Raw genomic sequence first — 11,611 nt, forward strand, 5'->3', positions numbered from 1 at the left:
CCCCCCGATCGGCGGCCCGGATTCTTCCTTTTCCCCTATTCCCCTGTTCCACCGGTTCGGTGTTCCCCGACCGACTCCGGCGAACCTTCCCTGTGGGTCTTTCTCAGGCGTCGCGCTTCTTCGCGACACCGATCGCGATCGCCAGCATCAGCACGGCGAAGCCGGCGAAGTAGACCAGCGACCAGCCCTGCGACAGCGCCGCCTCCGACATGCGGCCGCCCGGTACGCCCGAGCCGCCGCTGAGGAACTTGTCCGCGACGTTGAACGGCAGCCACCGGTGGATCTTGTCGCCGAAGGTCGGGATCAGCTGCACGAGGTTCTCCACCGCCAGCACGTAGATCAGCAGCAGTGCGAGCGCACCGGCGCTGTGCCGGAGCAGCACGCCGACGCTCACCGCGATCACCGCCGCCAGTGCGGCGAGCACCCCGACGCCGGCGACGTTGATCCAGTCCGCCGCGGAGTCCAGGGCCAGATCGTCCTGCGGGCGGATGAGGTAGCTCAGCCCCCACGAGCCGAAGGCGCCGATCTCGCCGATCACCAGAGCCACCGCGCCGACCACGGTGGCCTTCGCCAGCAGCACCGAAGCGCGGTTGGGCACCGCCTGGAAGGTGGTGCGGATGGTGCCGAACCGGTATTCGGTGGTGACCGACAGCGCGGCCAGCACCATGATCACCGCGAGCCCGAACTGGTAACTGAACTGGGTGTTGCCGACGGACAAGGACTGCTGGTCCGAGGACGCGCCGGCCAGCATGGCGCCGAAACCGGCGGTGACGACGACGGCGATGAGGGCGCACCACCACGGCGAGCGGGTGGTGAAGAGCTTGATGCGTTCGACCGCAAGCAAATTCATGGTTCTCTTCCGATGCGTGGTGGTGGTCAGCGAGCGGGGGCCTGTTCGGCCAGCCCGGTGTGGTACTCGACGGAATCGCCGGTGATTTGCATGAAGGCCTGCTCCAGCGAACCGGTCTGCGGGCTCAGCTCGTGCAGCACGAGCCCGGCCGCGGCGGCGATCTCGCCGATCTTCGCACTGTCCATACCGGACACGATGAGTGCTTCGCCCGCGTCGGCGACCTGCGCGCTGGCCTGCACCAGCTGCTGGTGCAGCGCCGGCAGCTGCGGCGAGCGCACCTTCACGGTGTTGTCCGAGGCGCGGGCCACGAACTCCTCAGTGGACGATTGCGAGATCAGCTGTCCCTTGCCGATCACCACGAGTTCGGTCGCGGTCAGCGCCATCTCCGAAAGCAGGTGGCTGGAGACGAACACGGTGCGGCCCTCGCCGGCCAGCCGGTGCATGAACTGGCGGATCCAGAGGATGCCCTCCGGGTCGAGGCCGTTCACCGGCTCGTCGAACAGCAGCACCTCGGGGTCGCCGAGCAGTGCGGCGGCGATGCCCAGCCGCTGCGACATGCCGAGCGAGAAGCCACCCGCGCGCTTGTCCGCCACCGCGGTGAGCCCGACCAGCTCGAGCACCTCGTCCACCCGCCGCTTCGGAATCCGGTTGGACCGGGCCATCCAGGTCAGGTGCGCGCGGGCCGAGCGGTTGGGGTGCACCCACTTCGCGTCGAGCAGCGCACCCACCGTGCGCAACGGGTCCTTGAGCTCGTGGTAACGCTTGCCGCCGATCCGCACGTCGCCCGCGGTCGGGTTGTCCAGCCCCAGCGTCATCCGCATGGTGGTGGACTTGCCCGCCCCGTTCGGGCCCAGGAAGCCGGTGACCTTCCCGGCCGCCACGCTGAACGACAGATCGCTCACCGCCAGCGTGTTCCCGTAGCGTTTGGTGAGACCCGATGCCTCGATCATCCCTGCTCCCTCGATGCGGTCGCTTACCCGTCCATCGTGACCGACGCACCCCGGTCCCCGCGTCATCCTGAGGGTCGAACCCGGGCCACGACCTGAGTAGTACCCAACCGGGTTACCCGGTGCTACGCGATCGGTGAAATCCCTGAGTGGACCCTGAATTCCGGTCCCGGGGGCGGCGCCGTCCGAAGTGGAGCGACGCATCGGCCGAAAGTACGAAGTGGAGAGTCAGTCCAGACCGGGGCGGGCGAGTCCGGTCTCGTAGGCGAGCACCACCGCCTGCACCCGGTCACGCAGGTCGAGCTTCGCCAGGATCCGCCCGACGTGGGTCTTCACCGTCGCCTCGGACAGGAACAGCTTTTCGGCGATCTCCAGGTTCGACATGCCCTTCGCGATGAGCACGAGCACCTCGCGCTCCCGGTCGGTCAGCACCTCGAGCTCGTTCGCGTCGCGCACCGGGGAACCACCGGCGCCGACGAAGCGGTCCAGCAACCGGCGGGTGACCGACGGCGACACCACCGCGTCCCCCGCCGCGACCGACCGCAGCGCGGAGATGAGGTGATCCGGCTGGGTGTCCTTGAGCAGAAAGCCGGACGCGCCACCCTGCAACGCCGCGTACACGTACTCGTCGAGGTCGAAGGTGGTCATCACGAGCACGCGCGCGGTGCCGGCGTCGACGATCCGCTTCGTCGCCTCGACTCCGTCGAGCACCGGCATGCGCACGTCCATCAGCACCACGTCCGGACGCAGCTCCGCCGCCATCCGCACGGCCTGCGCGCCGTCGCCGGCCTCACCCACCACGTCGATGTCGGACTGCGCACCGAGCACCATCCGGAATCCGACGCGCATCAGTTCCTGGTCGTCGACGATCACTACTCGGATCACGCGTCCAACCTAGCCGGAAGCTGCGCGTGCACCTGCCACCCGCCGCCGGGTGCCGGGCCCACTTCCAGGGTCCCGCCGTACACGTTCGCCCGCTCCCGCATCCCGATCAGCCCGTTGCCGCCCGGGATCTTCAGCCGCGGCGCGCCGCTCTTCGCCGCCACGGTGACCTCCTCCAGCTGCCGTGCCCGGCCCGCGCCGTCGTCGCGGACCTGCACCTGCACCGAGTCGCCGGACCGGTGCACGCGCACGGTCGCCCGTGCGCCCACCCCGGCGTGCTTGAGGGTGTTGGTGAGCGATTCCTGCACGATCCGGTAGATCCCCAGTGACACGCCGGTGGGCAGCGTGCCCAGGTCGTCGTCCATTTCCAGGGCCACCGGCACGCCGGCCGAACGCATCCGCTCGACGAGTTCGCGCACCGCGTTCGCGTCCGGCTGCGGTGCCCGCGGCTCGCCGTCGCCCTGGTCGCCGCGCAGCACCTCCAGCAGCCTCCGCAGTTCGCCGAGCGCGCCGCGGCCGGTCTCGGAGATCGTCTGCAGCGCGCGTCCGGCCAGCTCCGGATCGGCGGACAGGGCGAACTTCGCGCCGTCCGCCTGCACCACCATCACGCTCACCGAATGCGCGACCACGTCGTGCAGCTCCCTGGCGATCCGGCCGCGCTCCTGTGCCACCGCGATCCGGGTGGCCTGGTCCCGTTCGGTCTCCAGCAGGTGCAGCCGGGCTTCCACCTCGCTGTGGTAGGCGCGGCGGGCCCCCATGAACTCACCCAGCGTCCAGCACAGCGCGAGGCCGAACAAGGTGAACACCGCGTTGCCGAGCCCGATCCGGCCGTCCTCGGTCAGCATGCCCACCGCGGTCAGCAGCACGAGCGCGCTGACGTAGATCAGCCCCTGCTTGCGCCCGGCGTAGACCAGTACCGAATACAGGCTCAGCCCGAGCGCCGCCACGCTGGAAAATCCGAGCTCCAGCGCGCTGTGCGCGATGGCGGCCACGTACACGACGTACGCCGAGACGAGCGTCCGTTTGCGGCGGAAGACCAGGGGCACCGCGACCGCGAGGTCGACCGGGATCGTGACGTACCAAGGGGGCATCGACGGCATCTCGGCCGGGGCCTGCACGGCGCTGTTGCCGACGAACAGGACCACGTCGATCAGGCCGAGGAGCACCGCGATCAGCGTGTCCCCGGCCATCGGGTGGGCACGCATCCACAGGCTCAGCCGTCGCACCTTTTCACCGTAGGCCGAGCCCGCCGCGGCCGCGTCGCCCTCCGGTAGCACCTTCGGTGCGACCGAAGGATGACCGGCATGGCACGATTCGTCGGCGGGCAGGACACGAGCCGGGAGGGACGCGGGCGGTGACGGCAGCGGCGGGGCAGGGGCGGCCGGCGGGGCCGCTGTCGGATTCGGTGGCCGCGCTGTGCCACCGGTTGCAGTCCCAGGTGTCCCCCCGCACCGCCACCGGGTTCGCCGAGGTGCTGCGCCGGCTCGGCGCACCCTTGCAGGTGGCCGTCGCCGGGCGGATCAAATCGGGTAAGTCGACGCTGGTCAACGCGCTCATCGGACGCAGGGTCGCGCCCACCGACGTGGGCGAGTGCACGCGGCTGGTCACCCGGTTCCAGTACGGCACGGTCGACCGGGTCGAGGTGGTCTTCCTCGACGGCCGCAAGCAGGTGCTCCCGTTCGCCGCGGACGGATCGATCCCGGCCGAGCTGGGGGTGGACATCGCCGAGGTCTCGCACCTGGAGGCGTACCTGACCCACGCCGCGCTCCAGCACATGACGGTGATCGACACCCCTGGTCTCGGTTCGCTCGACGCCGCGTCGGTGTCGCGGACCGAGCAGCTGCTGGGTGCCGCCGAACAGGACGAGGGTTCCGACGACCTCGACGACACCTCGCGCAACGCGGTCGCCGGCGCCGAGGCCGTGCTCTACGTGGTGACCCAGGGCGTGCGGGCCGACGACCAGCAGGCGCTGGCCGCGTTCACCGCCGCCACGGCGAGCCGGGAGGCCGGTCCGGTCAACGCGATCGCGGTGCTGAACAAGGCGGACACGATCGTCGCGGAAACCGTCGAAGGCGCCGGTGGCGACGTGTGGAAGGCCGCGCAGCTGCTCGCCCAGAAGCAGGCGAGCACGCTCAAGCCGCGGGTCGCGGACGTGCTGCCGGTGATCGGCCTGATCGCCGAGTCGGCCGAATCCGGCGGGTTCACCTCGGCGGACGCGGAGGCGTTGCGGCAGCTGGCCGGTCTCGACGACGACGTGCTGGAAACCATGCTCGTCGCGGCGGACCTCTTCACCAGCTGGGACTGCGACGTGCCGTCCGGGGTCCGGCTGCGGCTGCTGGAGAAGCTGGACCTGTTCGGCATCCGCTGTGCGGTGGAGCGGATCCGGGCCGAACCGGAGATCACCGCGGGCGCGCTGCGGCGCGGGCTGCTCGACGCCTCCGGGCTCGACGCGGTGCGTCAGCGGCTTTCGGTGGTGTTCGCCGCGCGCGCGGACGGCATCAAGGCGGCGGCCGCGCTCGCCTCGGTGACCGCGCTCGCGCACGCGTCCGGCGATCCCGGCGAACGCCAGCGCGTGCACGACGCGATCGAGGTGCTGCTGGCCCGTCCGGAAGCCCACCAGCTGCGGCTGCTGGAGGCGTTGACGCTGGTCGCGTCCGGTGCCGTGGAGATGCCCGACGACCTCACCGAGGAGGTGCTGCGGGTCGGCAGCAACGCCGACCTGGGTGCCCAGCTCGGGCTTCCCGGCGCGAGCAGGCCGGAGCTGGTCGCGCACGCGCTGGAGCGGGCGGGCTGGTGGCGTTCGTTCGCCTCGTTCGGCGCGACGCCGGCACAGAGCCGGGTGGCGCACGTCGTGCACCGGGCCTATTTCCTGATCTGGCAACAGATTCGCGAGCAGTGAAGAAGCCCGTGCCGGCCGCGTCCGACGCGTAGGCTGGGTTTCGTGCGGCTGGAGGACACCACCTCGTGGCGGGTGTACTGGGGGAGCGACCACGAGATCGACGTGGCGCTGTACCTCCGGGACGTGCTCGCGCTGTCGATCGCCGAAGGCCAGCTGCTGCCCCCGGTCGAGCCGGCGGTGCCGGTGCGGGTTCCGCCTGCGATCGACCGCGCGGCCGTACAGGCGCAGTGGCCGCTGTGGTGGAGCGCGTTGCTGGAATTCCGGCGCGGCCGAGGGGAAAGCCGTCCGATGCGCCGCCGCGGAGCACCGGCGCCAGGGGACGGTTCGCCGATCGACCTCGCCGCCCGGCACTTCGCACCGGCCGCCGCCCGGCACTTCGCCGACGCCCGCCGTCCGGTCTCGTCGGCGTTCCACCGCCGGCAGATCGTGGCCGGCGACCGGCTGGGCCAGCTGGTCCGCGAAACCGAGCTCGAGCTGGGCCGCCGGGCCCGGCCGTTCCGGATGTCGGTGCTGGAGATCCCGGTGGCCGGCCGGGTGTGGCTGCGTACCGCGCAGGAGCAGCTGCTGGTCTCGTCTCGGTTCGCCGAAGACGTGCCGTCCCTCGAACACGCCATGCGCACCCTGGTCCGCAGCCTCGCCTGAAGGACCGCCCGGGTGGCGTCGCGAGCGGGCGGGCTGGTGAAATCTCCCTCGAAGAGCGGGGGTGAGCCATGGCGGGGTTCGGCGAGAGTGACGCACCGACCGGCCAGATCGCGGCCGAGGACATCGCGCGGATCATCGCGGAGGCGGACGGAACCGGGAACGCGGCGCACGCGTCGGAACCCGATGTGGACGTCGTAGCTACCTCCGGTGACCTGGACCGTGCGCTGGCCGACCGGCAGGCGCTCATCCAGCTGTGCCTCTACGCGCTGGACCGCGCCCGCAGCAACGGCGTGGCGCAGCGGCTCGAACACGGGCTGGCCGCGGTCGGGGTGACCGCGCTGCGTCCGGATGGACAGCGGTTCGACCCGGCCCGGCATGAGGCGGGCGGCGCCGTGGCCACCGACGATCCGGACCTCGAAGGCGTGGTCGCGGAGACCGAGGTGACCGGTTTCGCCGATCACGAACGGCTGCTGCGCGCGCCGATCGTCACCGTCTACGCGAAGCGGGCGCAGTGACCGCACCGGGCCTGCCCGCGCAGGTGAAGGCCGCGCGCGAGCAGCTGGTCGAGCTGGTCCGCGAGGCCGATCCGGCGGCCGCGAAGTGGGTTGCCGACGTGCGGCAGTCGCGTTCGGAGAAGCCGTCGGTCGTGGTGGTCGGGGAAACCAACCGGGGCAAGAGTTCGCTGGTCAACGCTCTGCTGGCGAGTCCGGGCCTGTCCCCGGTGGACGCGGACGTGGCGACGGCGACGTACCTGGTGTTCGAGCATTCGGCGCAGTGGTCCGCGCAGGCCTGCTACCCCGGTCAGCACCCGTCCGTACCGTTCGACCTCGGCCGGCTGGTCGACTGGGTGTCGGCGGCGCACGAGCTGCCGCCGGGCCAGCTCCCGCCGCGCTACGTCGAGGTGGCCGGCCCGATCCCGCTGCTGGAACGGCTGACGCTGGTGGACACCCCCGGCGTCGGCGGTCTCGATTCGCGGCACGGCACGCTCGCGCGTGAAGCCGCCGCGGAGGCGACCGCGCTGGTGTTCGTGGTCGACGCGTCCGCGCCCTTCACGAGCACCGAGCTGCGGTTCCTGCACGACGTCTCCGATCGGGTCGAGACGGTGCTGTTCGTACTGGCCAAGACCGACGCGTTCCGCGGCTGGCGGGAAATCCTCGACGCGGACCGGAGGTTGCTGGCCGAGCACGCGCCGCGGTTCGCCGAGGCGGTGTTCCACCCGGTCTCGGCTCGGGTGTTCGAGACCGCGGCGAAGGCGCCGAACGAGCAGGTCGCCGCGATGCTGCGGGAGAAGTCCGGGATCGCGGCGGTGCAGGTGGCCCTGCAGGAGCTGCTGGTCGGCCGATCGATCATGCTGAACGAGGCCAACACGCTGCGTGCGCTTTCGAGCGCGCTGGCCGAGATCAAGGCGAAGCTGCAGGCGGAGAGCCGGGCGCTGTCCGCGGGTGAGGCCGAGGCCGAGCAGCTGCGGCAGCGCCGGGACCAGCTGCAGGCCGAACGTCGAACGTCCACCCGCGGCTGGCAGCTGCGGCTGCGCGGGGAGATCCAGCGCACCCGCGTCGAGGTCGGCCACGAGAGCAGCCGCGAGATGCGTGACGCACAGACCCATTTCCGGCAGCGCATCGAGGCCGCGAAGCGCGACGAGCTGGCCGCGCTGCCGCAAGAGGTCGACATCGCGCTCCAAACCACGTCGCAGCGGGTTTCGATGCAGTTGTCCCAGCGGCTCAACCAGGTCACGAACGTCGCGCTGGCGGAGCTGTTCTCGGCCGAGGAGCTGGACGTGATCCGCGGCCAGTTCGCCAGGGCGGGCGGCCCGCCGGTGGTGCTGCGCCCGCCGGACAAGAAACCCGCGACGGCCGAGGACAAGCTGCTCGTCTTCATGGGCATCTCCGGCGGGGTCGGCGCGGGCAAGCTGGCCGCGCTGCCGCTGGCCGGCGTCGCCCTGCTGAACCCGGTGGTCCTCCCGGCGACGATCGTGATCGGCCTCGGCGCCGGATGGTGGATGGCGCGCACGCGCAAACAGGCCGCGGACAAACAGCACCTGAAGCAATGGCTGGTCGAAGCCATCGCCGATGCCAGGGCCACGCTGGACCAGCTGGTCGCCGAGCAGCTCATCGAGGCCGAGCAACAGCTGTCGCTGGCGCTCGACGACGCGATGGGCCGCCGGATCGAGGCCATCGAGGCGGAGCTCAAGCAGGTCGACCAGACCATCAAGATGGGTGCGCAGGAACGCGCGAAGAAGATCGCGGTGGTCGCGAAGCGCCTCCGCGAGAGCACGGACGGCCACGCGAAGGCCGAAGCACTGCTGGGCCGCATCCGTGCGCTGCGTGACCGGACCTGATCGCTGACCTGGGCACTGATCGGCTTGTGGACGGGAACCGAACCGGCCTAACGTGAGTCCTACCGATCGACAAGCGCAGACCCGGCCGTACCAAAAGGGGGCACCACCCATGTGGGTCGACGAGAGCGGCGGCACCGACACCACCGGGCCCGAAGCCATGACCGTGCACGTCGAGGGGCAGGAGTACCAGGCCGAGGTCAACTACGACGTCGACCAGGACGGGGTCTCCGACACCGCCATCGTTGAGCACGACGACGGCACCGCGCAGGCGTTCGTCGACAGCGACCACGACGGCGCCGCCGACCAGTACGCGGTGCTCGACTCGAGCGGGCACGTCGTGGACCAGGCGGTGTACGACGAGGCCAGTGGCGCCTGGGTCGAGTCCGGCGGCGGGGGCCATGACGGGACCGATCCGCATTCGCAGGACACCTCGGCAGGCGGCCACATCCACGCCGACCTGCCCGACGGCGAGGTCGATGCCGGCGTCGCCACGATCGACACCGACGACGACGGGCACAACGACACCGCGGTCGTCGAGACGCAGTCCGGCGGGACCATCGCCTTCACCGACGCGGACGGCGACGGCGAAGCGGACATCGCGGTCGAGATCGGCACGGACGGCAGCACCACCACCTACGAGCACACCGGTCCCGGCGAGTGGACCGAGGCGGGCGGCGCGCCGAACCAGGCGTTCGACCCGGCGGGCGACAAGGCATGGGGCGGCGAAGGCACCCAGCTGCTCAACGGCGTCGCCCGGATCGACTCCGGCACCGGGCAGTGGATCAGCCCGAACTGAACCGGACCGCGACCTGAACCGAGCCCCGTACGCCCGGTGGGCCGGCAAGAGCCGGATCCGCCGGGCGTTTTCGTGTCCGGGCACGGGGTACGAATGCGACGCCTGCCCGCCGGAAAGATTTCCGGCGATGGACCGTTCCAGTGAAACTGAATCGATTCCCTTATCGTTCTTGTGAGAGAACCGACAGGTCAGCTCTCGGTTACCTGCCGGTCATCCGGCTACAGTCGGGGAATCCCAAAAACCCGCACACCGGTTCGCCGCCGGTGGGCGAAGCCATTCGGTCGCCGGCAATGAGGCCCGCACCAAGAACCCCAGTCGTTCGCGGTGTGGGCCCGTTTGTCGTCGGAGTCAGGAGTAGAGATGACCGCAGTCGCCATCCCCGGACTGGACAACGCGCCGACGACGCACACCGGCGTGCTGTCCTGGGTCCGGGAGGTCGCCGAGCTGACCACCCCGGACCGGGTGGTGTGGGTCGACGGGTCCGACGAGGAGGCCGCCCGGATCAACGAAGAGCTCGTCGAGGCGGGCACCTTCGTGAAGCTGGAGGCTCGGCCGAACTCCTACTGGGCCACTTCCGACCCCGGCGACGTCGCGCGGGTCGAGGACCGCACCTTCATCTGTTCGCGCGAGGAGAAGGACGCGGGCCCGACCAACAACTGGATGGCCCCGGCCGAGATGAAGGCCACCATGACCGAGCTGTACCGGGGGTGCATGCGCGGTCGCACGATGTACGTGATCCCGTTCTGCATGGGCCCGCTGGGCGACGAGAATCCCAAGCTGGGCTTGGAAATCACCGATTTCGCGTACGTGGTGGCCTCGATGCGGGTGATGACCCGCGCGGGCAGGGCGGCGATGGACAAATTCGTCACGGCCGAGGGCACCGAGCGGGAGTTCGTGCCCGCACTGCATTCGGTCGGCGCGCCGCTCGATGCGGGGCAGGCCGACGTCGCGTGGCCGTGCAGCGAAACCAAGTACATCTCGCACTTCCCCGAGGAGCGCGCGATCTGGAGCTACGGTTCCGGCTACGGCGGGAACTCGTTGCTGGGCAAGAAATGCTACTCGCTGCGCATCGCCTCGGTGATGGCCCGCGACGAGGGCTGGCTCGCCGAGCACATGCTGATTCTCAAGCTGATCTCGCCGGAGGACAAGGTCCACTACGTCGCGGCGGCGTTCCCGAGCGCCTGCGGCAAGACCAACCTCGCGATGCTGCAGCCGACGATCCCGGGCTGGCGCGCGGAAACCCTCGGTGACGACATCGCGTGGATGCGGTTCGGCGAGGACGGCAGGCTCTACGCGGTGAACCCGGAGTTCGGTTTCTTCGGTGTCGCGCCCGGCACGGATTACCACACCAACCCGAACGCCATGCGCACCATCGAAAAGGGCAACACGGTCTTCACGAACGTCGCGCTCACCGACGACGGCGACGTCTGGTGGGAGGGCATGGAGAACAAGCCCGCGCACGCCACGTCGTGGAAGCACCAGGACTGGACGCCGGACTCGGAGGAGAAGGCCGCGCACCCGAACTCGCGCTACTGCACGCCGATGTCGCAGTGCCCGATCCTCGCGCCGGAGTGGGACGACCCGAAGGGCGTGCCGATCTCGGCGATCCTGTTCGGCGGACGGCGCAAGACCACCGTGCCGCTGGTGAACGAGGCCCGCGACTGGCAGCACGGCGTGTTCATGGGTGCCACCATGTCCTCGGAGACCACCGCCGCGGCGGCCGGCGCGGTCGGCAACGTGCGCCGCGACCCGATGGCGATGCTGCCGTTCCTCGGCTACCACGCCGGTGACTACTTCCGGCACTGGGTGAACCTCGGCAAGAACGCCGACGCGAACAAGCTGCCGAAGATCTTTTACGTCAACTGGTTCCGCCGCGGTGACGACGGCCGGTTCCTGTGGCCGGGCTTCAGCGAGAACTCGCGCGTGCTGAAGTGGGTGCTCGAGCGCGTCGAGGGCAAGGGCAACGCCACCGAGACGCCGATCGGGTACGTGCCCAGCGCCGCGGACCTCGACCTCGAAGGCCTGTCCGAGCCGGCCGAGGACATCGAGGCCGCGCTGGCCGTGGACGCCGAGGAGTGGCGTGCCGAGCTGCCGCTGATCGAGGAGTGGTTCGAGAAGATCGGCGAGGTGCCGTCCTCGTTGCGTGACGAGCTCGACGCGCTGGCCCAGCGGCTGGGCTGACCCCACAGTGTCCGAAAGGGACGTTCGTACCGAGCGGTGCGAACGTCCCTTTCGCTATGCGGAGTTCCGGAAATCG

The 11,611-nt window shown here is 70.4% G+C and carries 10 protein-coding genes; 6 read left to right on the plus strand and 4 right to left on the minus strand.

Annotated elements, in window-relative coordinates; genetic code table 11:
* Nucleotides 1-103: 103 nt before the first annotated feature.
* From BJY18_RS23765 to BJY18_RS23780, 4 genes are all read right to left on the minus strand, one after another.
* The gene (locus tag BJY18_RS23765) at nucleotides 104-850 is read right to left on the minus strand and encodes a DUF2705 family protein (RefSeq protein ID WP_184782053.1); all 747 of its coding nucleotides are present in this window, start codon (nucleotides 848-850) and stop codon (nucleotides 104-106) included.
* A 26-nt stretch (nucleotides 851-876) separates the two neighbouring features.
* Nucleotides 877-1,800: an ABC transporter ATP-binding protein gene (locus tag BJY18_RS23770; protein WP_184782054.1), complete on the minus strand. Its 924-nt coding sequence runs from the start codon at nucleotides 1,798-1,800 to the stop codon at nucleotides 877-879.
* A 225-nt stretch (nucleotides 1,801-2,025) separates the two neighbouring features.
* Nucleotides 2,026-2,682, minus strand: coding sequence for a response regulator (locus BJY18_RS23775; RefSeq protein WP_184782055.1), 657 nt, complete (start codon nucleotides 2,680-2,682; stop codon nucleotides 2,026-2,028).
* The gene (locus BJY18_RS23780; RefSeq protein WP_446680365.1) at nucleotides 2,679-3,884 is read right to left on the minus strand and encodes a sensor histidine kinase; all 1,206 of its coding nucleotides are present in this window, start codon (nucleotides 3,882-3,884) and stop codon (nucleotides 2,679-2,681) included. Before BJY18_RS23780 ends, BJY18_RS23775 begins: the two co-directional genes overlap by 4 nt.
* 149 nt (nucleotides 3,885-4,033) lie before the next feature.
* On the opposite strand from BJY18_RS23780, the gene BJY18_RS23785 reads away from it, so the two are divergent.
* From BJY18_RS23785 to BJY18_RS23810, 6 genes are all read left to right on the plus strand, one after another.
* Nucleotides 4,034-5,578, plus strand: a complete 1,545-nt coding sequence (locus BJY18_RS23785; protein ID WP_184782056.1) for a dynamin family protein — start codon at nucleotides 4,034-4,036, stop codon at nucleotides 5,576-5,578.
* 42 nt (nucleotides 5,579-5,620) lie between these two features.
* Entirely contained in the window at nucleotides 5,621-6,220 is a 600-nt protein-coding gene (locus tag BJY18_RS23790; RefSeq protein WP_184782057.1) for a hypothetical protein, read from the plus strand.
* Nucleotides 6,221-6,288: 68 nt separating this feature from the next.
* A complete protein-coding gene (grpE, locus tag BJY18_RS23795; RefSeq protein ID WP_184782058.1) occupies nucleotides 6,289-6,735 on the plus strand; it encodes a nucleotide exchange factor GrpE in 447 nt (148 codons plus the stop codon).
* Nucleotides 6,732-8,558 carry a dynamin family protein gene (locus BJY18_RS23800; RefSeq protein WP_184782059.1) on the plus strand — a complete coding sequence of 609 codons (1,827 nt, stop codon included), beginning with the start codon at nucleotides 6,732-6,734 and terminating at the stop codon, nucleotides 8,556-8,558. Before grpE ends, BJY18_RS23800 begins: the two co-directional genes overlap by 4 nt.
* 109 nt (nucleotides 8,559-8,667) lie before the next feature.
* Entirely contained in the window at nucleotides 8,668-9,354 is a 687-nt protein-coding gene (locus BJY18_RS23805; RefSeq protein WP_184782060.1) for a hypothetical protein, read from the plus strand.
* Between the two features lie 360 nt (nucleotides 9,355-9,714).
* Complete coding sequence (locus BJY18_RS23810; protein ID WP_184782061.1) at nucleotides 9,715-11,535, plus strand: phosphoenolpyruvate carboxykinase (GTP); 1,821 nt, start codon at nucleotides 9,715-9,717, stop codon at nucleotides 11,533-11,535.
* Nucleotides 11,536-11,611: the final 76 nt, after the last annotated feature.

It is taken from the genome of Amycolatopsis jiangsuensis, assembly GCF_014204865.1.
Lineage (GTDB): Bacteria > Actinomycetota > Actinomycetes > Mycobacteriales > Pseudonocardiaceae > Amycolatopsis > Amycolatopsis jiangsuensis.